Genomic DNA, 23,179 nt, shown 5'->3' on the forward strand with positions numbered 1-23,179 from the left:
CATTGCATGCGCAAACATTTTGTTATTTAAGGCCAGTGTTGAGAGTAAAGAATTGATACAGGTTAATAACTCATACTTTAGTGGATTCTGGATGCCACCATTGGCTCCCTGATCAATTTATCGGCAGATTCCCGGGAATCTGTAACAAAAAAACCGCACCCCGAAGGGTACGGTTTTCAGGGCGGAACGTGACGGAGCGTTAGCTGCCGATCTTGCCACCGTCATCCTTGGTGATCACCACGGTGGCAGAACGCGGAATGCTGTTTCCTCCGTCTGGCCAGTGGCTGATCAGGTTGCCGTTCTCAAAATCATCACGGCTTGTTGTTGCGCCAGGGTGCTGCACGTTGATAAACATTGTGCGCTGGTCCGGGGTGGTAACAACGCCGGTGATTTCCTGGCCAATAGGGCCTGTCAGGAATCGGCGCAAAACGCCATTGACCGGGTCTGCAGCCAGCATCTGGTTATTACCGAACTGGGCAAAATCGCCACTGTTCTGGACGCTTTCACTGATGTCGGTCTGGATCCACAGACGGGAATCTGCGTCGAACCAAAGGCCATCGGGGTTAACAAATTTCTGATCATCATCCAGACCAGTATTCTGAAACTCCGAATCGTCCTCAGGACCAGCCAGCAGGAAGATATCCCAGTTGAATACCATGGCAGTTCCAGAGTCATTTCCTTCCTGCCAGCGAATGATATGTCCCCAGGGATTGGCAGCACGCGGGTTGGCTTCATCACTCTCTTCCCGGCGGGAGTTGTTGGTCAGTGTGAAGTACACCTCGCGGGTGTTTGGATCTACTGCCCCCCACTCAGGACGGTCCATTTTGGTAGCACCGACCGCATCGGCAGCAGAGCGTGTGCGTACCAACACATCCGCCTGGCTGCTGAAGCCATTCTCAGCAGTCAACTCACCCAAGCCAAATACCAGGGGAATCCACTCGCCGGTGCCGTCTTCGTTAAACTTGGCGACGTATAAGGTACCAGAATCCAAAAGGTGTCCACCGGCCGTAGCGGCATGAAAGGGCTGGGCACTAACGAACTTGTAGATGTACTCAAAGCGCGCGTCATCACCGGAGTAACAGACAACCGGCTGACCCTCGATTGCAGGAGCAAAGACGACCCCTTCGTGGGCAAAGCGACCCAACGCCGTTCGTTTGACCGGTTTGGAGGTTGAATCGAACGGATCGAACTCCACCATCCAGCCAAAGCAATGGGGCTCATTACGGAAGTCATCCGTTGCAGACGCACCGGACGGAGTGGCGTTAAATCGGGTGTATTGCTCTTCGCCGCTCTGCGCCAGTTCCCACGCATAGCGGGACGAACCCGAAGAGCGAACACCGTAGCGGCTCTGGGAATCCGGCTGCTCATCGGTGTTGAGGAAGTAACCCGCCCAATTCTCCTCAGACATCATGTAAGTGTTCCAGGGTGTTACGCCATGAGCACAGTTGTTCAGGGTTCCACGGGTTTCGGTACCGGCCGGGCTGAACTGGGTTTTGACAAAATCAGAGCCCCGGACAGGACCGGAAATTTCCATCGCAGTCAGCGCGGTAATGCGACGGTTGAACGAATCTCCTGGCACAGGCGCCCACACACCGCTGGCATCACGCTGAACACGATAAACGGATATACCGTGCGCATTCATTTCACGAAGCACCTGATCGGTATCCCGGGTTGACTCATCAATCATCGGAAAAGAACCGCTGCCGAAGTTCTGACCTTGAGCAGCTTGATGCATGAAGCGGGGTTCGATGTATTCATGGTTCAGGACAAGCAAACCATCTTCCGAGCTACCCTCGATCGGGAAGTAATGCATGCCGTCGTGGTGGGAGCCGATCTGGGCCGCCTGATCGGCACCGGAGTTATCCAGTGAAAACTCAGGGAAAACGCCCTCGTTAGACAAGATCGGGTCGCCCCAGGCGCCAATCACACGAGCAGAATATCCTTCAGGCACGACAATGGAGTCTGCCTCACTCACGGGAACAGCCTTAAAGCCTACAAGGTCAGGCGCCGTTGTCGAACCGTCCGTACCGCCAGAGGAGCTTGAACCTCCGCATCCGGTCAGAGCTGCCCCGCCAAAAACGCCTGCAACGGCAGCTGCAAGACCGCCTTTCAAAACGCCACGACGGGCGAGGCGGGCCTCAAGGATAGAGCCGAAGGTGCGATTGCTGGAGTTATTGCATTCTGGCTCGTAACCCGGATCTTGATGAACGGGGTTGAGATTACGCTTATCCATGGTTTCTCTCTCTTTTCGAGTTATGTTTCGGAAACCTGATGGTCGCTACTAATCTTTGCGTTTGGTTGACGATGAGATTGCAAATGCTGGTCATATTTATGACAGCGGTAGGTATGTTCTTGTCTAGCCCGTTCGGCCATTCGCTCACTGGATCCGACATGGAGTCAAATCGAAGAAAAAGGCAGGGCACCTATGTGCCCTGCCCAGCCAATATATCTAAATATCTAAGATTACTGGACCATCTCGTCATAACCCTCTTCCATGGCATCGCCGGCTTCATCGGCCGCTTCGCCCATTTCTTCACCGGCTTCCTCAGCACCTTCTTTCATTTCACCCCAGGCGCTTTCGTCCTGACCAGTGGCGTTTTCCCAGGTTTCTTCAGCAGCATCGGTGGCATCGTCCATCATCTCGCCAGCGTTCTCACCAGCCTGCTCAAAGTCTGCACCTTCATCACTTTCAGAGCTGCAGGCCGCCAGGCCGAATGTTGCAACCAAGGCCAGTGCACTCAACGTGAGCTTGTTCATAACATATCCCTCTGTTGATACATGTTTAAGACGCCAACAGAGTAGTGCCGATGCCCCGTAGAAGGCAATTACCTGCCGATTACTCTTTGGTTAACCGCTGGCCGTCCACCATGATGACATGCTCCACGCCTACCACTTTACCTTTACCCAATACCAGAAAGTCATGACCGGCGCGGCTCAGGAGGTCGCGGATAACTTCATGTACCACGCATATCTGCCCTGCCGGGTCCCGGTAGACAATCTCGGCCAGCTGCCGTGACCGCACGTATTCTCGAAGCCTTTCCTGAACGCTCCAGGAGATAATCGCTGGAGAAGGATTTGAGGCACTCATAGTTTCTTCCCTGTTGTTCTTGTTTTGACAAAGTCTGGACCAGAAGCGCAAGTCTTGCCACTTCCCATGAAAGACCATCAGCGCCATCCGAGGGCTCTGCCCGGTGTTGACACCTAAAGCATTGTCATTCAAGGCCAAGGTCGCCATCGATCACAAACGACTGTTGAATTGCAAGATTGTCCGACATAAATTAAAGGCACAATAACCGAAGAACACCACGGAGAGTCAGACATGAATGCCAAAGTGAAAGGGTCCCCGGACTCCCAACAGGTAGACGCCAACTGGAAAGATCCCAAACGGTACATGTGGTTGCTGGGGCCCGCGCTTCCCGGCATTGGCCTGGCGGCGTTAACTGGCTATGCCCTGGCCCCGAAGAAACTCAAGGCCCTGGCCTGGACTGGTCCCGCCCTCGTGCATGGCATCATTCCCGCACTCGATCGCGCCATCGGCGAGGACAAGAGCAACCCGCCGGAGTCTGCTGTTAAGTCTCTTGAGCAAGACAAGTACTACGACCGCATTGTGAAGGCGTTTATTCCAACCCAGTACGCCATGACCTTTATGGGCGCCTGGCTAGCCAGCCGCAAGAAAACGCCCCTTGAAGACAAGATCGGCCTGACCCTGACCGTGGGCGCCATTAACGGTGTGGGTATCAACACCGCCCACGAGCTGGGCCACAAGTCCAACAAGCTGAACAAACTGATGGCCATGGCGGCACTGGCGCCCACCGGCTACACCCATTTCGTGGTTGAGCACAATTTCGGGCACCACAAGCGGGTGGCCACACCGGAAGACCCGGCCAGCAGCCGGATGGGTGAGAGTTTCTGGAAGTTCCTGCCGCGCACGGTGTTTGGTGGCATGAAATCAGCGGTGAAAATTGAAAAGGCGAGACTGGCACGCAAGGGTAAAAGCTTCTGGAGCCTGGACAATGAATTGCTTCAGGGTTGGGCCATGAGTGCCGGTTTCTTTGGCGCTACCACGTTGATCTGTGGCCCTCGGGCGGTGCCCTTCCTGGCGGCACAGGCGGTATACGGTGCGAGCCTGTTGGAGAGCGTGAATTACATTGAACACTATGGCCTGCTGCGCCAGAAAGACGAGAACGGCAAGTACCAGCGCACTCAGCCGGAGCACAGCTGGAACAGCAATCACATTGTGACCAATCTGTTCCTGTATCAGTTGCAGCGGCATTCAGACCATCACGCGCACCCGACCCGGAGTTACCAGGCGCTGAGGCATTTTGAGAAGGCGCCGCAGTTGCCGGGTGGTTATGCGTCGATGTTGTTGCCGGCTTACTTGCCCCAGTGGTGGTACGAGACCATGGATAAGCGGGTGATTGACCACTACGAGGGGGATCTGTCGAAGATCAACTGGGACCCTGATCGTAAGGAGGAGTTGATGGCCAAGTATGCGGATTACGCTGCAAAAGTGGCGGCGGAGGCTGCGGCTAGGCGGGCTGACTCTGCTTCCGAGTCTGAAGCTGCATGAGGTCTGACTGATTTATTGGCTTGATTGCCGGCCCTAGCCTGTGGGTTATGGTGCCGGCGGCGGGTTGGGGCCATCCTTCCGGGAGACGCCGTGAACCCATCCATGGGGGCTTGAGCGCAGCATCCCTGCTGCGCACACTCCCGGAAGGATGGCCCCAACCCGCCGCTTTCGCTTCCGTGGGATAGTCGCTGATCCTACGGTTCGCTACGGACGTGATCTGGAATAACCTGACAATCCCGCTACTTTCCTTTGAACACCGCTTCCCTTCTTTCCAGGAACGACTGGATTCCTTCTTTGACATCTTCACTGGCCATGACCGGGCGTAGTTCCGGGAACAAGCGTTCCTTGGCCACTTCCTGGCCTTCGGAAACGGCAATCTTTGAGGATTTCAGGCTGCCCTGAACGCCCAGAGGTGCGGCCTTGGAGATCTTCTCAGCGATCTCCATGGCCTTGTTGAATTGTTCGCCAGGCTCCACCAGTTCCTGGATCAGGCCCCACTGGTAGGCCTGTTCGGCCGTCCATTCGTCGCCGGTGAGCAGGTAGCGCTGGGCATTGCCCCAGCCGATTTCACGCTGCAGGCGGATGGTGGCGCCGCCGCAGGCGAAGATGCCGCGTTTCACTTCCAACTGGGCGAAGCGGGTGCCTTTGGCAGCGACGCGGATGTCGGTGTTGAGCATCATTTCGACGCCGCAGGTGAAGCAGATGCCCTGGGCGGCGAAGACGACGGGTTTGGTGAGGCCCTCTCCGGTGATGTGGAACGGGTCGAGTTCACCTTCACCGGGCTCGATGCCTTTACCGTTGGCGAACACGCCGGCCCAGTCGTCCAATTGCAGGCCGCTGGTGAAGTGGTCACCTTCCGCGTACATCACGGCTACCCGCAGTTCCGGGTCGTTCTGGAGCTGGTGATAGGCGGCTGCAATTTCGTGGTACATGGCCCGGTTCATGGCGTTCATTTTTTCCGGGCGGTTCAGGCCAATCAGCAGGATGTGGCCTTGTTTTTCTATGTTTACGAGTGACATTGGCGTTTTCCTCGACTTTGGGAGCCTAGCCTGTTTGTTTGGGCGCTTGCACGATCAACGGGTAGAGCTTTCCGGGACACGCTGTGAATACGTCCCTGTACACTTGACTGCAGCACCCCTGCTGCAGACAGTCCCGGAAAGCTCTACCCGTCGCTCGTGCGCCATACTTCTGCGATATACCTCAGACGAAAGACTTGGAAATAGAACTCAGATTTCTCGATGCGGCTCCTTAATGACCAGCGAACCCGACCGCTGCTCGGGCGCGAGCGGCTGGGAGTCCTTTCAGGGACCGTCTTTGGCCATGGATGGCCAAAGCCGAGCGCACATGGACGTGCTCGTAGCGTGTCCCTGAAAGGACTCCCAGCTGATCGTGCCTGCACCCAAACATGCAGGCTACAACACGAACGAGAGCACCAAACTCAGAACCAGTCAGCCTTCATATTCAGGCAGGTATCATCCTGGTTCCTAAGCAACACCAGATCCTGGGCCACGGTGGGCAGCTCCCAGTGGAAGAAGTACTGGGCGGCCTGGAGTTTGCCCTGGTAGAAATTGCGCTCGCTGTCGCTGTTGGCAGACGCCAGCGCATTGGCTGCCGCATTAGCCTGCCGCAACCACATCCAGGCGACGACGATTTGGCCGAACAGGTGCAGGTAGCAGCTGGCGTTGGCCAGGGTTTTGTCCACTTCGCCGCCCATCAGCGATTTGCCCAGGCTCTGGGTGACTTTCACTGCCTGCTGCAGAGTCTCGCTCAGTGACAGCGCCCATTGCTGGCAGCGGTCGGTGGTGGCCGCTTGCAGGTCGGTCTGCATTTCCTGCATCAGCAACTGCAAACCGTGGCTTTGGTCCTGCCAGATCTTGCGCCCCAGCAGGTCCAGAGCCTGGATGCCGTTGGTGCCTTCGTGGATCGGGTTCAGGCGGTTGTCGCGCCAGCATTGTTCCACCGGATATTCCCGGGTGTAGCCTGCGCCGCCGTATACCTGAATCGCCAGGTCGTTGGCTTTCGGGCCGTATTCCGAGGGCCAGGCTTTGATCACCGGAGTGAGCAGGTCCAGCAGTTTGCCGGCTTCCATCCGCTTCTGTTCATCCGGGTGGGTGTGCTGGTCGTCCATCAGGCGAGCGCCATACAGGCACAGGGCCAGGCCACCTTCGCTGTAGGCTTTCTGGGCCAGCAGCATGCGGCGCACGTCGGCGTGGTCGATAATGGGCACCTGCGGGCTTTCGGGGTTCTTTTCGCTGGCTTTGCGACCCTGCAGGCGGTCTTTGGCGTATTCCAGGCTGTGCATGTAACCCCGGTAGCCGATCACGGCAGCACCGAAGCCGACGCCAATGCGGGCTTCGTTCATCATCTGGAACATGTATTTCAGGCCATGATGTGGTTCGCCTACCAGATAACCATGGCAGGGGGCATCATCGCCGAAGCTCAGGGCGGTGGAGGTGGTGCCGCGATAGCCGAGCTTATGAATCAGGCCGGCCAGGCTGACGCCGTTGCGGTCGCCCGGGTTGCCGTTTTCGTCCACGTGGAATTTCGGGACGATGAACAGGGAGATGCCTTTCACACCGGCCGGGGCGCCTTTGATTTTCGCCAGCACCATGTGAACGATGTTTTCGGTGATGCTCTGTTCACCGCCGGAGATGTAGATTTTGGCGCCTTTGATCAGGTAATGGCCATCGTCAGTGGGCGTAGCGGAGGTGCGGATGTCCGCCAGGCTGGAGCCGGCATGGGGCTCCGTCAGCGCCATGGTGCCGCTATAGCGACCACTGAGCATGTTGGGCAGGAACTTTTCCTTCTGCTCGTCATTGCCAAATACGCGGATGAGGTTGGCGGCGGCGGTGGTCAGGAAAGGATAACCGGCGGTGCCGGGGTTGGCGGCGGTGAAGAAGCCGTTACACGCGGCCATAACGGATTCCGGCAGTTGCATGCCGCCGAGGTCGTAGTCGTAGCGACCGGCGAGGAAGCCGGCTTCAGCATAGGCGTCGAAGGCCTGTTTGACGTCCGGCAGCATCTCCACCTGGCCGTTGACGAATCTGGGTTCGTCTTTGTCGGCAGCGCTGTTGTGATTGGCGAATTTTTCTTTCGCCATTTTGTCGGCGGTTTCGATGACGGCGTCGAAGGTGTCTTTGCTGTGTTCGCTGAAGCGCTCCCGTTCGGTGAGGGCTTCGGTGTTCATGACTTCGTAGAGCTGGAATGCCAGGTCTCGGCGGTCGATCAGGGTGTGGGTCATTCTGGGTCTCCTGTTTATTGCCTCTAGCGTCTCACAGTCTTTGCGGTTGATGGAATTGTCATTTCTGACTTATTCTTGTTTATATCCGCCACTCATTACTCTGACAAGACGGCCACTGTCGTGGGAGATCCCTTCCGGGAGACGCCGTGGACCCGTCCGCGGGGGCTTGAGCGCAGCTTCCCTGCTGCGCACACGCCCGGAAGGGATCTCCCACGCCAATGGCCTAATTAGGAGGCTGCCGTCATTCCATTCCAAATCATGCTTCCACCCACGATAAAGGAGCAGCTTCCTTGAAAACCGTCACTATCGTCGGCTTCAACGGGGCGCTCGCCAGCGCCATCACCGGGATCATCGACTTGTTCCGTCTTGCGGGGGTTACCTGGGCGCGGATTCATGGGGAGCAGCCTGCGGCGTTGTTCAAAACGCGGCTTTTGACGGAGGGCGGCGAGCCCTGTCGGTGTATTAATGGGGTGACGTTGCTGGCAGATGGGTCTTGGCAGGAGGCGGATGGGCTTGGACTTGATGATTTGCTGATCATTCCGACCATCGGTGCACCAATTGATGAAATTCTGGCCGGCAATCAGGCGCTGGTTAAATGGCTAACGCAGTTTCAGGCGGTGCCGGAGGGTCAGGTTCGGGTGGCGAGTAATTGTACCGGGGCTTTTTTGTTGGCGGCCGCGGGCTTGCTGGATGGTCGGGAGGCGACGACCCATTGGGGGTTCGGGGATCAGTTCCGGCGGCGGTTTCCGGAGGTGAAGCTCCATCCGGAGAAGCTGGTGACGGTGGACGGGCCGGTAGCCTGTGCCGGGGGCGGTATGGCCTGGTGGGATTTGGGGGTGTATCTGGTGGAGCGGCTGGCGGGGGCGCAGGTGGCGCGGGAGTTGGCTAAGGCGTTTGTGATTGATGCCGGGCGTACCAGTCAGGCGCCATACAGCGTGTTGCAGGCCAAGCGGTATCACTCTGATTTGGCAGTGCTTCGGGTACAGGATTGGCTGGAGGCGCATTTTCGGGAGCCGGTGTCTTTGCCGGCGCTGGCCGAGGCCGAGGGAATGTCGGAGCGGTCGCTGTTACGGCGCTTTCAGCAGGCGACGGGGGATGCTCCCTCGACCTATTTGCAGCTGTTGCGGGTCGAGGAGGCACGGCGGTATCTGGAATCTTCACGGCTCGGGCTGGAGGCAATCACCCGGGCGGTGGGGTATGAGGATGTCAGTTCGTTCAGCCGGCTGTTTCGCAGGCACACGGGGCTGGCTCCGGGGGCCTATCGGGCAAAATTCAGCCGTTAGTCGGAGCATTCCGGGGTGGATTAGACCTTTGGTAGTATTCGGCTGGCCCGGGTTATGCACCAGAATAAGTGAGTAGGCGGTTTTTTGCCGTTTTACGTAAATAATTCTGACATAGCCAACCCCTGCGGGGAGGTCGTTCACATGAACACGTCACTGAAGCAAAGCCAGGTCGATATTCTCAGCCGTCTGTATGACATGAAGCGCAAGCAGGTGGAGCACGCCCTACAGCAGGGTAACAGCCTGCGCTGCCAGGTACTGCAGGCCGAGGCGGAGGCCATTTCCAACGCACTGAAAGCTGCCCGTTAACCCTCACTCGCCTTGTTATCCGGAGGCAAACTTTTTCAGGCGACGGCTCCAGCGATGCTTCGCATAACGGCGAAGATTAGAGACATTGTCGGTTTCATCCATGATTTCCGTGCCCAAAAGTGTCTCCAATATGTCCTCCAGCGTCACTATTCCCAACCAGGTACCCAGCTCGTCATAGACCACGGCCAGATGTTGCCGCTCTCTCAGCATGTCCGAGAACAGGAATTCGATATTGGTATTGCCTTTCACACGCTTGATCTTGCGCATGTGCTCCCATAGGTCGACATCGCTATCGAGGCTGATCAGATCGGCCCGGTGGAGGTATCCAAGCGCCTCGCCGTCTTCATCAATCACCGGGTAACGGGAGAACGGGGATTTTCTGACTTGGTCTCGGAACTGCTCATAGGAGATTTCCGGATTAACGTATTTGCAGACCGTCCGCGGAGTCATCACCGAACTGACCTTGATTTCGTGAAAGCGAAGGACATTGTGGATCATTCGTCGTTCGTCTTCGTCCAGCGCCTGCTGATCCTTCCCTATCTCTGCCAGGGCACTGATCTCCGCACGGATATCAACGTCTGCCTCACCGGAGCCAATTCGACGGGTTATCTGTTTGGATAACCATATGAACGGCAACAACGCCTTGATCATGACGCCGAGAATGGCTGGCAACCGTGGCGCAATGCTCCGCCAGTACTTGGCGCCTATCGTTTTCGGAATAATTTCCGACAAGATCAGTATTGCCAGGGTCATCACAGCTGAGGCGACCCCCAGCCAGGCTTCACCATATAACACCGTTACCTGTGCACCTACACCGGTCGCGCCGACCGTGTGGGCAACGGTGTTCAATGTAAGAATTGCAGATAGCGGGTCATCCACATCGTCCTTGAGCTTGCGCAACCGAACGAAGAGCTGCGGCCTCTCTTTTTTGAGCGAGGCAATATAGCTCGGAGTCACCGACAACAGCGCCGCTTCTAAAATGGAGCACAAGAAGGAGAAGCCAATCGAGATTACTGCGAAGGCAATAAGTAGTGTCATAGTTTAGCTGCGACTTCTGTTCCCTGCCGGATGGCCCGTTTTGCGTCCAGTTCTTCGGCAACGTCTGCGCCGCCGATCAGATGAGTGTTCACACCAAAGGCCGACAACTGATCGAAAAGTTCCCGTAACGGTTCCTGACCTGCGCAAATTATCACATTATCCACTGGTAACACTCTATTTTCCGTAACCTTGCCATCCTTGTCGGTCAGGGTGATGTGCAAGCCCTGGTCATCAATCCGGTCGTAACGGCACCCTCTGAGCATTTCAACATCCCGGTGCTTGAGGCTGCTGCGGTGCACCCAGCCTGAGGTTTTGCCCAAGCCGCCGCCCACTTTTCCGGTTTTGCGTTGCATCAGGTAGATCTTCCGGGGTGACGCCGTTGGCTCCCGCTCCGCCAGGCCGCCCGGGCCCTCAAACGCGGGGTTCACACCCCATTCGGCCTGCCAGTCGGCCACACTCACCTGCTCGCCTTCGGGCTGTTTGCCGAAGTCGTGGGTCAGGAACTCGCTGACATCAAAACCGATACCCCCGGCGCCGATCACCGCAACACTCTTGCCCACCGGCTTGTTGTGGCGCAGCACGTCGAGATAACCCAGCACTTTCGGATGGTCAATGCCGTCGATCTTTGGTGTCCGGGGTTTCACGCCGGTGGCGACGATGACATCGTCAAAGCCTTGCTCAATAAGGTCTGAGGCCTCCACGCGGGTTTCAAGTCTAAGATCAATCTCCAACAACTGGATCTGGCGCTGGAAGTAACGCAGGGTCTCGTAAAACTCTTCCTTGCCCGGTATGCGCTTGGCGTAGTTGAACTGGCCACCGATCTTGTCGTCGGCTTCGAACAGGGTCACCTTGTGGCCGCGCTTGGCGGCGGTGGTTGCCGCGGCCAGGCCCGCCGGCCCGGCACCGACCACGGCCACCCGCCGCACCACCGGGGCAACGGTCAGCACCAGTTCGGTTTCGTAGCAGGCCCGGGGGTTAACGAGGCATGAAGCGCGCTTGGCCTGGAACACATGGTCCAGGCAGGCCTGGTTGCAAGCGATACAGGTGTTGATTTCATCGCTACGCCCCTGCTCTGCCTTACGTACGAACTCGCTATCGGCCAGTAATGGGCGAGCCATGGACACCATGTCTGCCTTGCCGGCAGCAAGGATCTCTTCACCTTTCTCGGGTGTGTTGATGCGGTTGGTGGTGCACACCGGAATGTCCACCTCGCCGTAGAACTTGGCGGTAACATCGGCAAAACCACCGCGGGGCACCGAAGTCACGATGGTGGGTACCCGGGCCTCGTGCCAGCCGATGCCGGTATTGATGATGGTGGCACCGGCCTGTTCGATAGCTTTGCCCAGGGTCACTATCTGATCCCAGGTCTGGCCGCCTTCCACCAGGTCCAGCATGGACAGCCGGTAGATGATGATGAACTCCGGCCCTACTGCCTCACGCATGCGGCGCACGATCTCCACCGGCAAGCGCATGCGGTTTTCGTAGGGCCCGCCCCACTTGTCGGTTCGCTTGTTGGTACGTTCGCACAGGAACTGGTTGATGAAGTAGCCTTCGGAACCCATCACTTCAACGCCGTCATAGCCGGCAAATTTGGCCAGCTTCGCCGCGCTGACGAAATCGTTGATCTGCCGCTCAACACCTTTTGTCGACAGGGCCCTGGCCTTGAACGGGCTGATCGGCGCCTTGGTTGCCGAGGCGGACACAATCAGCGGCTGATAACCATACCGGCCAGCGTGCAGTAACTGCAGGCAGATCTTACCGCCCGCCTCATGCACTGCTCCGGTCACATGACGATGCAACAAGGCTGTTGCACGGTTATTCATGGTTGACGACAAAGGCGCAAGTTGGCCAACAAGGTTGGGCGAAAAGCCTCCCGTTACCATAAGGCCAACGCCACCCTCGGCGCGTTCTGCAAAATACCGGGCAAACTTGTGAATATTCCAGAAACGGTCTTCCAACCCGGTGTGCATGGAACCCATGAGCACACGATTTTTCAGCTCGGTGAAGCCAAGGTCGAGCGGTTTCAGCAAGTTAGGGTAATTCGCAGTCATGATACAGGTCGCCAGAGTGTGATGAATGAACGCTGACTGAGATTAGCACACCCTCTACGACCAAGGTATTACCCGGCGGGACCCTTCTGCTTTATTTACCGTCAGACGGCACCGGTTGTGGAGCACGGTTTACCTTGCCTTTGATCAATCTGTCAGATAGTCTTTCTGGCACCTATAAAAGGCTAAACCATAGATATTCCCTATCAATGAATATCCCGCACCCCGGTGTCGGCATATCGCCGCGGTGCCCAAATGGAGCTTTGACGCACATGCTGTTAGCTGTGTTATCCGGCTTTTTGCTGGCAATTGCCGCCCCTTTCCTACACCGGGTTGCGGGCAAATACGTTGGGTGGGTGCTGGCACTTTTGCCGGCAAGCCTTGCGGTCTACTTCAGCACCTTTCTTTCTCAGGTTCAGGATGGGCCGGTGCTGCTGGAGTATCAGTGGCTGCCAGGCCTCGATATCTCCCTGAACTTTCTTGTTGATGGCCTCTCGCTGACGTTTGCCTTACTGATCAGCGGTATCGGTACCTTTATCCTGATCTATGCTGGCTCTTACCTTGCCGGCCACAAGTATCTGGCCCGCTTCTATGTGATCATGCTGTCGTTCATGGCATCAATGCTCGGGCTGGTGCTCTCGGATAACCTGATTACCTTGTTTGTGTTCTGGGAGCTGACCAGCATCACCTCTTACATGCTGATTGGCTTCAACCACGAAGATCTGGATGCCCGAAAGTGTGCATTGCAGGGTCTGTTTGTGACCGTGGCCGGCGGCCTGGCGCTGATGGCCGGGCTGATCATGCTGGCCATAATGACTGGCAGCTATTCCCTCGCGGAAATCCTGGCATCCAGTGAGCCGCTGCATCAGCATGTTTTCTACACGGGTGCCGTGCTGTGCATACTCGCGGGCACCTTTACCAAATCGGCGCAGGTGCCCTTCCATTTCTGGCTGCCAAATGCCATGGCAGCGCCGACTCCGGTCTCCGCTTTCCTGCACTCCGCCACCATGGTCAAGGCCGGCGTTTATTTGATGGCACGCCTGAATCCCTCCCTGGGTGAAGGTGAGCTATGGAGCCTGATGCTGATGGGCTTCGGCGCTGCCACCATGTTTACCGGTGCCTGGCTGGCCTTTGGCAGCACTGGCATCAAAAAGATTCTGGCCTATTCAACCGTGATGGCACTTGGCACCCTGACCATGCTGATCGGTGTTGGCACAGAACTGGCCATGACGGCCTTTATCTGTTTCCTGGTAGCCCACTCCCTGTACAAAGGTGCGCTGTTCATGCTCGCCGGTGCCCTGGATCATGAAACCGGCACCAAGGACATCACATTGATGGGTGGCTTGCGCAAATCCATGCCCGCGACAGCGACCATTGCCGCCTTCGCAGCCCTGTCCCTCGCAGGCCTGCCACCACTGTTCGGTTTTATTGCCAAAGAGTTGATGCTCGAAGCGCTGATTGATGCGCCGGTCTGGAGTGGTGTGCTGCTCTTCGTGACTGTTGCCTCTGCCATGCTGATCGTTGGCGTAGCGGGTCTGGTTGCGATCAAGCCGTTCTTTGGCGCCAAGGGAGATACGCCGAAAACGCCTCACGAGGCACCGTTTGGTATGCTCATCGGTCCAGCGGTGCTGACTATTATTGCACTGGTTTTCGGCCTGCTGCCCTTCATCCCGGAGAATGCCTTGCTGACGGCTGCGGTTGCCTCAGTTTATGGTGCCCCGGTGGATTTCTATCTGGCGCTCTGGCACGGAATCAACGCACCGCTGATGCTCTCCGTGGCCAGCCTGGTCGTTGGTCTGCTGCTGTTCAAGGCCTGGCCGCGTATTCAGCCAACGCTGTATGCCATCAACTACGCAGGCGGTCGTGTCGGCCCGGAGGCGGGCTACTTCAAGTTCATGGAATGGATTACCGTAGTGGCAAGTTGGCAGACCCGGATGCTGCAGAACGGTGTACTGGGCATCTACATGCTGGTGATGGTTGCCGTTACCTTCGGTCTGGCCGGCTACACCATGCTGGACCAGTATGGTGTGCATTTCACGCTTAACCTGGCCGACAGCCACTTTTATGAATGGGGCATTGCGCTCTTGCTGGTTGCGTCTGCGGCGTTTGCCAGCGGCACCCATTCCCGCCTGGGCTCGGTAGCGTCTATGGGGGTACTTGGCTTTGGTGTAGCACTCACGTTCATCCTGTTCAGCGCGCCGGACCTCGGGATCACCCAGCTACTAGTGGAAACCCTGACGGTCATTCTGTTGGTACTGGTGCTATTCAAGCTGCCGGAATTCGTCAACCTGTCTACACCTTTCCAGCGTTATCGGGATCTGGCCGTGGCGATCTTCGGCGGAGTTGTTATCACCCTGATGATCCTGGCGGCACTGGACATCCAGTATTTCGAGTCGATCTCTTCGTATTACGTGGAGAACAGTGCTCCACTCGCCTATGGCCGGAACATTGTGAACGTAATCCTGGTGGATTTCCGGGCCCTGGATACGCTCGGTGAAATCTTCGTACTGGCGCTGGCGGCCTTGGGCGTGTTTTCCATGGTTAAACTGAAAGCGGAGGATCAGCACAAACCATGAAATCCAACACCATGATTCTGCATACCGCGGCATTGCTGATCATGCCGCTGCAGCTGATGTTCTCGATTTTCCTGCTGTTACGGGGCCATGATGAACCCGGTGGCGGGTTCATCGGCGGGCTGGTTGCCTCTGGTGCTTTCGTGCTCTACGCCTTTGCCTTTGGCGCTGAAGCCACTCGTCGGATTCTGCGGGTTGGCCCCCGCGATCTGCTGGCAGCAGGCCTGCTGATGGGGTTGGTATCCACCCTGCCTGCGTTTTTCTCTGGCCAACCCATGCTGACAGCCCACTGGTGGGAAGTACCGTTGCCAGGCGATGCCTACCTGAAGCTGTCCACGCCGTTGATTTTTGATATCGGCGTCTACTTTGCGGTTCTTGGCACCATCATGACCTTTGTGATCGGCTTGATGGAGTCTGAAGAATGATCTTCTCCCAAGAGCAGAACTCCGGAGGATCTTTATGGAGAGCCTGATGGCGTATGTGGTGGGCATCATGTTCACTGCGGCCTTTTACATGATGCTCAGGCGGTCCATCGTCAAACTGGTTATCGGTTTGATGATACTCAGTAATGCCGCCAACCTGCTGATCTTTGTTGTTTCCGGCATGACCCGTGGCGCGCCGCCACTGATTGCGGAAGGCGCCAGCGCCCCGGCCGGCATGATTGCCGACCCGCTGCCCCAGGCATTGATCCTAACCGCTATCGTGATTGCCTTTGGCGTATTGGCCTTCGCCGTGGTTCTTATCCGCCGTGCTTATGAAGTGGTTGGAACCGATGACCTGGACCAAATGAAGGATACGGACACTTGAGCCCGGAAATCATTCTTCCTGTATTTATTCCCCTGACGGCTGGTGCCCTGTCGCTGGCATTGTGGCGGTCGGTTCGCTATCAGCGAATTCTGGGTGTACTGGCTAACATCCTGTTGCTGTGGAGCGGCATCTGGCTGCTGATGTCCACCACCGACCAGGGCTTTGTGACCATGGAAATGGGCAGTTGGCCAGCACCGTTCAGTATTGTGTTTGTGGCCGATGTTCTGGCCGCCATCATGATCGTACTGACCGGGATTATCGGCCTGGCCATCGCTATCTACTCGCTGGCGTCCACGCCCCGGGGTCATGAAAAGTTTGGCTACTACCCGCTGATGCATCTGTTGCTGGCCGGCGTGGCTGGCTCTTTTCTGACCGGCGACATCTTCAACCTGTTTGTCTGGTTTGAGGTCATGCTGCTGGCCTCGTTCGCGTTGCTGACCCTCGGTGGTGAGCGGGCGCAAATGGAAGGCGCCATCAAGTACGTCACCCTCAACCTGTTCTCGTCTGCGATTTTCCTGTCTGCGGTGGGCCTGCTCTACGGCATGGTCGGCACCCTGAACATGGCGGATATCGCCCAGAAAGTCAGCCAGGTGGAAGACACCGGCATGCTGACCGTGGTCGCCATGATGTTTATGGTGTCGTTTGGTGTTAAGGCAGCAGCGTTCCCGCTGTTCTTCTGGCTACCTGCGTCTTACCACACCCCCCAGGTTGCGGTTTCAGCGCTGTTTGCCGGCCTGCTCACCAAGGTGGGCGTATATGCCCTATTCCGGATGTTCACTCTGGTTTTCACCCAGGACGTCGATTACACCCACAACATCCTGCTCTGGGCGGCCACCCTGACGATGCTGACGGGTGTTCTGGGCGCGGCAGCGCAGTTCGAATTCCGGCGAATCCTGTCGTTCCACATCGTCAGTCAGATTGGCTACATGATGCTGGGCCTGGCGCTGTTCACACCACTGGCCATCATCGGCGGTGTGTTCTACATCATGCACCACATCATTGTGAAGACGAACCTGTTCCTGGTCAGCGGCTTTACCTATCGCCTGCTGGGCAGCTATGAACTGAAAGACCTCGGCGGTGTTTACAAGTACCGCCCGCTGCTAGCGGTGCTGTTCCTGATCCCGGCCCTGTCTCTGGCGGGCATTCCACCGCTGTCGGGTTTCTTTGCCAAGTTCGTAGTGATCCGCGCAGCCCTCGAAGCAGAAGCCTACCTGGTCACCTTTGTGGCCCTGCTGGTTGGCCTGTTGACGCTCTACTCAATGATCAAGATCTGGGCAGAGGTGTTCTGGAAGAAGATACCAGACCACGTCAGAAATACCGAAGAGCTCAAGGGCAAGCTGAACGAAAAGCATGCCTGGGCCTACTACCTGCCCATGGTTGGCCTGGCCATCTGCACCCTGATTATCGGCCTGTATGGCCAGCCCATCTATGAGCTGGCAGAGATGTCTGCCGAGCAGCTGATGAACCCGCAGCTCTACATCGAAGCGGTGTTGGGAGGTGATCAGCCATGATCGGATTTTTCTGGAACGTTTGCCTGGCACTGGCCTGGGTGGCCCTGAGCGGATCATTTACTGCATGGAACCTGTTTGCGGGCCTGGCCTTCGGTTACCTGGCGTTGATGGTGCTACAGAAGCATGTTCCCGCGCTGAAGGGTTATTCCCGGCGCCTGCCAAGACTGATTTCCTTTTCCCTGTTTTTCATCAAGGAACTGATCAAGGCCAACTTCCGGGTGGCGTACGACGTAGCCACCCCCGTCTGGTACATGAAGCCCGGCGTTATTGCCTTTGAGATGGAAGCCCACACCGACGCGGAAATCATGTTCCTGAGCAGCTTTATCTCGCTGACCCCCGGCACCCTGAGCCTGGACGTCTCCGATGATCGGCGAGTGCTCTATATTCACGCCATGTTCCTGCAGGACGAGGAGCAGTTGCGCAAGGATCTCAAGGAACTTGAGTTCCGGATTCTCAAGATCATGCGCTGAGGAGCCCAAACGTGCTGGATGTTGTTATCAATATTGTCTATTTCATGCTGTCGGTGGCCCTGTTGTTCGGGTTTATCCGGCTGATTAAAGGGCCATCACTGCCCGATCGGGTAGTTTCTCTGGAACTGATCGCCTCTATCGTGGTCGGTTACGTAGGGGTGCACGCCATCGATACCGGCGTGCCCAGCCTTCTGGATGTCGCCATTGTTATCGCCCTGACAGCGTTCCTGACTGCCGTTGGTTTTGCCCGGTTCCTGGAGCGAGGAGGACCCAAGAGTGATTGAACTGATTGTTGCCATATTGCTCCTGACTGGTGCCAGCTTCATGATTCTGGCGTCTGTGGGTATCCTCCGGCTTCCGGACCTGCCCACCCGAATGCACGCATCGACAAAGGCCGGTGCCATGGGAGCCATGATGACCATGGCCGGTGTGGCGGTGTATTTCGCGGATGTGGTGGTGTTTACACGGGCGTTCGCGATTGTGATTTTTATCCTGATCACCGCGCCGATTGCCGCACATGTGATTGGCCGGGCAGGCTACTTCCTAGGCACACCACTTTGGGAAGGCACCGTGAAGGATGAACTCAAAGATAACTACGACGACAAAACCCACAAACTGTACAGCGGCTTTGAACCCGCTCCGGAAAGCGTGATCCCGCCCAAGCACGAAAAGCGCAGCGAGGATGACGAAGACTGAATAAACAAGAACAACCATCCAACAAGATGTCGAAGAGGTGTAGACCATGGCACAAACCCGCATTCTCCCCGCGGCCGACAACGCTTATCAGTACTCCCTTCTGATCAAACGGCTTCTGCTGTCTGGCCCCCGCTATAACCCGGACCAGGAAATCGTTTACGCCAACCGCAGCAAGTACACCTATACCGACCTGGTTGAACGCATTCACCGGCTTGCCAACGCCCTGACAGACGCGGGCGTAAAGCCCGGCGACACCGTTGCCGTCATGGACTGGGACACCCCACGGTACCTGGAATGTTTCTTCGCGATCCCCATGATCGGTGCCATTCTGCACACGGTTAATGTGCGCCTGTCACCTGAGCAGATCGTGTACACCATGAACCACGCGGAAGACGATGTGGTGCTGGTACATGACGACTTTATGCCGATCATCGAAGGCGTTAAAGACGAAATCAAGACCGTCAAAACCTGGATTCAACTGACCGACAGCGACAGCGCAACGGCAACCTCAGTTGACACGCTTGGCGAGTACGAAGCCCTGCTGGCCAAAGCCGACAACCAGTTCGATTTCCCGGACTTTGACGAAAACAGCGTGGCCACCACCTTCTACACCACGGGCACCACCGGCAATCCCAAAGGCGTCTATTTCAGCCACCGGCAGCTGGTACTGCACACCCTGGCCATGACCGGCACCATTGCTCACTTCGATGAAATGCCGCTGCTGCGTTCATCCTCCGTGTATATGCCGGTCACCCCCATGTTCCATGTTCACGCCTGGGGTGTGCCCTACGCAGCCACGATGATGGGCATCAAGCAGGTTTACCCGGGCCGCTACGAGCCGGAACTGTTGGTTGACCTGCTGAAAACACACAAAGTGTCTTTCTCCCACTGCGTACCCACCATTATGCAGATGATGATGGCCACCGAGTCCATCAAAACGGCCGACCTCAGCAACTGGCATGTTCTCATTGGCGGCAGCGCCCTGACCAAGGGCCTGTGTGATGCCGGCGCCAAGCTCGGCATCAAGATGTTCACCGGCTACGGCATGTCGGAAACCTGCCCGCTGCTGAGCGCTACCCATATGAAGCCGGAAGACCTGGAGCTGCCCCTTGAACAGCAGACCGCCATTCGGGTGAAAACCGGCATTGCGGTTCCGATGGTCGACCTGGAAATCGTCGACCCGGATGGCAAGCCCGTACCCCACGACGGCGAAGCCAAGGGCGAAGTGGTTGCCCGGGCACCCTGGCTGACCCAAAGCTACTTCAAACAGGCAGACAAGGGCGAGGAACTCTGGGAAGGCGGCTGGTTGCACACCGGTGACGTGGCCAGCATGGAGCCGGACAACACCCTGACCATCAAGGATCGCATCAAGGATGTGATCAAGACTGGCGGTGAGTGGCTGTCGTCCCTGGACCTTGAGAACCTGATCAGCCAGCACCCGGCCGTGGCGGGTGCCGCCGTGGTTGGCGTTCCGGATGAGAAATGGGGCGAGCGGCCGCATGCCCTGGTGACACTCAAACCCGGTGAGCAGGCCGGCGTCGAAGACATCCAGAGCCACTTGAAACAGTTCGTGGAGAGCGGCGAGATCAACAAATGGGCAATCCCGGAGCAAATTGATTTCGTGGAGGATATCCCCAAGACCAGTGTTGGCAAAATCAACAAGAAGTTGATTCGAGACCAGCTCAAGGACTGACCACCTCCGACCCAAAAAAGCCGGCCACTGCCATGCAGTCGCCGGCTTTTTTGTGCACGGAAATCAGAGCCCGGAGAACGTGAAGTCAACCTCGGGTTTACGCCCTGCCACAATGTCTGCCAATGCCGCTGCGGAACCACAGGAGTGAGTCCAACCCAGGGTGCCATGGCCGGTGTTCAGGTACAGGTTGGCAAAATGGCTTTTCCCGATATAGGGCACGTTCGAAGGTGTTGCTGGCCGCAGACCAGTCCATAACTCGGACTTGTCCCAGTATGCGGCTTCCGGCATCAGTTCCGCTGATCGTCGCACGATAGCCCGGCACCGAGTGTAGTTCAGATCCCGGGTATAGCCATTGAGCTCAGCCGTACCAGCCACCCGTATCCTGTCCCCCAGTCGCGAATAGACCAGTTTGTACTCATCATCGGTCAAACTGACATTGAACGCCGCGTCCGGGTTCTTGACCGGCACGGTGATTGAGTAACCCTTGGCGGGGTAAATGTTCAGGAATAGCCCCAGTTTGCGGGCCAGGATGGCACTGAAGCTGCCGAGACTCAGCACATAGCTGTCCGCGCGAAGGATCTGGTGTTTGCCTTCGTTAACGACCTGCACGCCCAGAATACGGTCACCGGCGCGATCAAAATCCAACGCCTCGGTCCCGTACACAAACTTTACGCCGGCCTCCTCACAACTCTTTGCCAACGCCTGGGTGAAGGCCCGGGCATCACCACTTTCGTCATCGGCGGTGTAAGTGGCACCGGCAATTCGATGGCGTACTGGCTGCAGAGCAGGTTCAATCTGCACCGCCCGCTCCGCATCGATCACCTGTCGGTCACAGCCGAGGTCACGCATAATCCGGGCGGGCTCCATGGCCGCATCGAATTCTGCAGGGTTGGTGTAAAAATGAAGGATACCTTTCTCGAGGTGGTCGTATTCGATACCCACATCTCTGCGCAGTGCCTGCAGGCAGTCCCGGCTATAGGTGCCCAGATTAACCATCTGGCGAATATTATGGGCTGCCTTGGCTGAGGTGCACTGAGTCAGGAAAGACAAGGCCCAGCGCCATTGGTAGGGGTCCAGTCGGGGGCGGAACAACAGAGGCGCATCCGGCTGAAACAGCCACTTCAGCACCTTGACAGGCGCCGAGGGATTGGCCCAGGGCTCGGCATGAGAGACAGAAATCTGGCCACCGTTGGCGTAACTGGTTTCCAGGCCTGACTGGCTCTGACGGTCGACTACCGTGACCTGATGGCCCTGCTGGTGCAGATACCAGGCCGAGGTAACTCCTACGACACCGGCCCCTAGAACCAGTACATGCATGCGCGCCTCCACTGAATCGTTGTCTGTAGTGAAATCTCAGCCTCCGGATTTTTTTACCGTCCATCCTTTCTGCTGAAGCAAGGGCACGAGAATATCGCGTTGGTCTCCCTGAATTTCCACCACACCGTCCTTCACTGTACCACCTGTGCCGCATTTGGCTTTTAGCACTTTGGCGTAGGCCTTCAGTTCTTTGTCATCCATCGGGATACCGGTAATCAGAGTGACTCCCTTACCTTTTCGCCCTTTGGTTTCCCGGCTGACCCGAACAACTCCGTCACCCGACGGCCGTTCCGGCTGCCCGCAGGTGCAATCCGCGACAGGGTTCCGACACTCCGGGCACATACGCCCCTGCTCTGTGGAGAAAACCAGGCCGCCTTCCCGCTTTTTCATTCCCATACACCAGCCTCTGCCTGTTGATCAGTTCAGGCCGGGAGGGTATTTGGAAAACATTTCCGAGACAACCTCGTCAATCAACTTGCGCCGGGTTTCCGGTGACTGGTTTTCGTTCAGGTAACGGCGGCTCGCAGCACGCCAGACCACCTCTGAGGAACGTCTATCAGCAAGTTCGACAACCAGCTTGCCCTCGGTGATTTCCCGAACCGGTGGCGGAGCCGATACGCCCCAGCCAAAGTTGCCTCGACCAAAACCGAAGCCGAGCCCTACACCCACTTGCTCCAGGCGCTCTTCCGGAACGATCTGCCAGGTAACCAGCAGATCAGCCTCCGTACCAGGAACCCGCTTCATTGCCTTGCGGGTCATTTCGCGCTCTATCGCGGCACGAACCCGACTGTCATCCAGCGACGCGAAGCCGGAATCCTGTTGTCCCGGTGCGTATGCCCAACTGGTGAAGTTTCCGAACACGGTCGCCGAGTTGTAGTCGGTAACCACGTTGCTGGCGCAGCCGGTGATAAATGCGGCCATCACCGCTATGATTAACATTCGCATGGTCTTCTCCTGCATTAAACACTCATATGGTCCAGTATACGCCCGACTGGGCACTTTCAGTTTGCCACCGGGTTCAGGTTTCCAAACGGTAATCCATCTTCTGCGCATCACAGAACGCTGCAAGCTCACCCGCCCGGATTTCAGGGACCGACACCAACGCATTGACCCGGTCACTGTACCGAATCGACTCAATGTGACCTTCATGGCCTTCACACCAGTGCCTAAGTGGTTGCTCGTCGGCAAAACCCAGAACCACCTCTGCCTGCACCCGGGACTGCTGTATGGTCCGCCCCACCTCCGACAACACACTCTCCGCCGCGCCGGCGTAGGCGCGAACCAGACCGCCCGCACCCAGCTTGATGCCCCCAAAGTAGCGGACAACGATCACCAGTACGTCCCCCATGTCCTTGTGCTGGATCACGTTCAGTATGGGCTTGCCGGCCGTACCGGAGGGTTCGCCATCATCATTCATGGCGGCTTCTGCCGCCGAACCGGGCCGGCCAATCTGGTAAGCCCAACACACATGGCGGGCATCCGGGTAGTCCTGATGGGCACGAGCAACATGTTCCCTGACCTCATCACGAGAGCTTACCGGATACACCCGGGCGATGAAGCGGCTCTTCTTCACTTCCGTTTCTCGCTCAAGGTATCCTGAGGGTACAGGGTAATCTTTACTCATGG

Annotated in this window: 22 protein-coding genes; 11 read left to right on the top strand and 11 right to left on the bottom strand. The window is 57.2% G+C overall.

Annotated elements, in window-relative coordinates:
- Positions 1–199 precede the first annotated feature (199 nt).
- The 3 genes from ACTZWX_RS10855 to ACTZWX_RS10865 all read right to left on the bottom strand — a co-directional run bounded on the left by ACTZWX_RS10855 (position 200) and on the right by ACTZWX_RS10865 (position 3,088).
- Complete coding sequence (locus tag ACTZWX_RS10855; RefSeq protein WP_444713945.1) at positions 200–2,233, bottom strand: PhoX family protein; 2,034 nt, start codon at positions 2,231–2,233, stop codon at positions 200–202.
- A gap of 230 nt (positions 2,234–2,463) precedes the next feature.
- Positions 2,464–2,757, bottom strand: a complete 294-nt coding sequence (locus ACTZWX_RS10860) for a hypothetical protein (protein WP_058092139.1) — start codon at positions 2,755–2,757, stop codon at positions 2,464–2,466.
- Positions 2,758–2,836: 79 nt separating this feature from the next.
- A complete protein-coding gene (locus ACTZWX_RS10865) occupies positions 2,837–3,088 on the bottom strand; it encodes a hypothetical protein (RefSeq protein ID WP_058092140.1) in 252 nt (83 codons plus the stop codon).
- A 231-nt stretch (positions 3,089–3,319) separates the two neighbouring features.
- Between ACTZWX_RS10865 and ACTZWX_RS10870 the strand changes: the two genes are divergently transcribed.
- Positions 3,320–4,570, top strand: a complete 1,251-nt coding sequence (locus ACTZWX_RS10870; protein WP_444713946.1) for an alkane 1-monooxygenase — start codon at positions 3,320–3,322, stop codon at positions 4,568–4,570.
- Between the two features lie 239 nt (positions 4,571–4,809).
- On the opposite strand, the gene ACTZWX_RS10875 is transcribed toward ACTZWX_RS10870, so the two are convergent.
- Positions 4,810–5,589 (bottom strand): crotonase/enoyl-CoA hydratase family protein, encoded by a 780-nt coding sequence (locus tag ACTZWX_RS10875; RefSeq protein WP_444713947.1) that lies wholly within the window; start codon positions 5,587–5,589, stop codon positions 4,810–4,812.
- A 419-nt stretch (positions 5,590–6,008) separates the two neighbouring features.
- Positions 6,009–7,811: an acyl-CoA dehydrogenase gene (locus ACTZWX_RS10880; RefSeq protein ID WP_444713948.1), complete on the bottom strand. Its 1,803-nt coding sequence runs from the start codon at positions 7,809–7,811 to the stop codon at positions 6,009–6,011.
- Between the two features lie 290 nt (positions 7,812–8,101).
- Between ACTZWX_RS10880 and ACTZWX_RS10885 the strand changes: the two genes are divergently transcribed.
- Positions 8,102–9,094, top strand: coding sequence for a GlxA family transcriptional regulator (locus ACTZWX_RS10885; protein ID WP_444713949.1), 993 nt, complete (start codon positions 8,102–8,104; stop codon positions 9,092–9,094).
- A 141-nt stretch (positions 9,095–9,235) separates the two neighbouring features.
- On the top strand, positions 9,236–9,400 hold the full coding sequence (locus tag ACTZWX_RS10890; protein ID WP_444713950.1) for a hypothetical protein: 165 nt from the start codon (positions 9,236–9,238) through the stop codon (positions 9,398–9,400).
- Positions 9,401–9,415: 15 nt separating this feature from the next.
- Here ACTZWX_RS10890 and ACTZWX_RS10895 read toward each other — a convergent pair whose 3' ends face one another.
- Together ACTZWX_RS10895 and ACTZWX_RS10900 are read right to left on the bottom strand one after the other, a co-directional pair.
- The gene (locus ACTZWX_RS10895) at positions 9,416–10,438 is read right to left on the bottom strand and encodes a CNNM domain-containing protein (RefSeq protein WP_444713951.1); all 1,023 of its coding nucleotides are present in this window, start codon (positions 10,436–10,438) and stop codon (positions 9,416–9,418) included.
- Positions 10,435–12,489 (bottom strand): FAD-dependent oxidoreductase, encoded by a 2,055-nt coding sequence (locus ACTZWX_RS10900; RefSeq protein WP_444713952.1) that lies wholly within the window; start codon positions 12,487–12,489, stop codon positions 10,435–10,437. Before ACTZWX_RS10900 ends, ACTZWX_RS10895 begins: the two co-directional genes overlap by 4 nt.
- A gap of 269 nt (positions 12,490–12,758) precedes the next feature.
- Between ACTZWX_RS10900 and ACTZWX_RS10905 the strand changes: the two genes are divergently transcribed.
- The 8 genes from ACTZWX_RS10905 to ACTZWX_RS10940 are packed head-to-tail and all read left to right on the top strand — an operon-like array spanning position 12,759 to position 20,236.
- The gene (locus ACTZWX_RS10905; protein WP_444713953.1) at positions 12,759–15,062 is read left to right on the top strand and encodes a putative monovalent cation/H+ antiporter subunit A; all 2,304 of its coding nucleotides are present in this window, start codon (positions 12,759–12,761) and stop codon (positions 15,060–15,062) included.
- Positions 15,059–15,484, top strand: coding sequence for a Na+/H+ antiporter subunit B (locus tag ACTZWX_RS10910; RefSeq protein ID WP_444713954.1), 426 nt, complete (start codon positions 15,059–15,061; stop codon positions 15,482–15,484). Before ACTZWX_RS10905 ends, ACTZWX_RS10910 begins: the two co-directional genes overlap by 4 nt.
- A gap of 34 nt (positions 15,485–15,518) precedes the next feature.
- The gene (locus ACTZWX_RS10915; protein ID WP_058092148.1) at positions 15,519–15,866 is read left to right on the top strand and encodes a Na+/H+ antiporter subunit C; all 348 of its coding nucleotides are present in this window, start codon (positions 15,519–15,521) and stop codon (positions 15,864–15,866) included.
- The gene (locus ACTZWX_RS10920) at positions 15,863–17,377 is read left to right on the top strand and encodes a Na+/H+ antiporter subunit D (RefSeq protein WP_444713955.1); all 1,515 of its coding nucleotides are present in this window, start codon (positions 15,863–15,865) and stop codon (positions 17,375–17,377) included. The genes ACTZWX_RS10915 and ACTZWX_RS10920 overlap by 4 nt, the downstream gene beginning before the upstream one ends.
- On the top strand, positions 17,374–17,847 hold the full coding sequence (locus ACTZWX_RS10925; protein WP_444713956.1) for a Na+/H+ antiporter subunit E: 474 nt from the start codon (positions 17,374–17,376) through the stop codon (positions 17,845–17,847). Before ACTZWX_RS10920 ends, ACTZWX_RS10925 begins: the two co-directional genes overlap by 4 nt.
- 11 nt (positions 17,848–17,858) lie before the next feature.
- A complete protein-coding gene (locus tag ACTZWX_RS10930) occupies positions 17,859–18,131 on the top strand; it encodes a monovalent cation/H+ antiporter complex subunit F (protein ID WP_444713957.1) in 273 nt (90 codons plus the stop codon).
- A complete protein-coding gene (mnhG, locus tag ACTZWX_RS10935) occupies positions 18,124–18,543 on the top strand; it encodes a monovalent cation/H(+) antiporter subunit G (RefSeq protein WP_444713958.1) in 420 nt (139 codons plus the stop codon). The genes ACTZWX_RS10930 and mnhG overlap by 8 nt, the downstream gene beginning before the upstream one ends.
- A gap of 46 nt (positions 18,544–18,589) precedes the next feature.
- Positions 18,590–20,236, top strand: a complete 1,647-nt coding sequence (locus ACTZWX_RS10940; protein ID WP_444713959.1) for a fatty acid--CoA ligase — start codon at positions 18,590–18,592, stop codon at positions 20,234–20,236.
- A gap of 63 nt (positions 20,237–20,299) precedes the next feature.
- On the opposite strand, the gene ACTZWX_RS10945 is transcribed toward ACTZWX_RS10940, so the two are convergent.
- The 4 genes from ACTZWX_RS10945 to ACTZWX_RS10960 all read right to left on the bottom strand — a co-directional run bounded on the left by ACTZWX_RS10945 (position 20,300) and on the right by ACTZWX_RS10960 (position 23,177).
- Positions 20,300–21,553: a D-amino acid dehydrogenase gene (locus ACTZWX_RS10945; protein WP_444713960.1), complete on the bottom strand. Its 1,254-nt coding sequence runs from the start codon at positions 21,551–21,553 to the stop codon at positions 20,300–20,302.
- Between the two features lie 36 nt (positions 21,554–21,589).
- Positions 21,590–21,949: a translation initiation factor Sui1 gene (locus tag ACTZWX_RS10950; protein ID WP_072676617.1), complete on the bottom strand. Its 360-nt coding sequence runs from the start codon at positions 21,947–21,949 to the stop codon at positions 21,590–21,592.
- 21 nt (positions 21,950–21,970) lie between these two features.
- Positions 21,971–22,498, bottom strand: a complete 528-nt coding sequence (locus ACTZWX_RS10955; protein ID WP_444713961.1) for a DUF4136 domain-containing protein — start codon at positions 22,496–22,498, stop codon at positions 21,971–21,973.
- 73 nt (positions 22,499–22,571) lie between these two features.
- A complete protein-coding gene (locus tag ACTZWX_RS10960) occupies positions 22,572–23,177 on the bottom strand; it encodes a YigZ family protein (protein WP_342630895.1) in 606 nt (201 codons plus the stop codon).
- Between the last annotated feature and the right edge of the window lie 2 nt (positions 23,178–23,179).

The organism is Marinobacter sp. NSM, assembly GCF_052380025.1.
In the GTDB taxonomy this organism is placed as follows: domain Bacteria; phylum Pseudomonadota; class Gammaproteobacteria; order Pseudomonadales; family Oleiphilaceae; genus Marinobacter.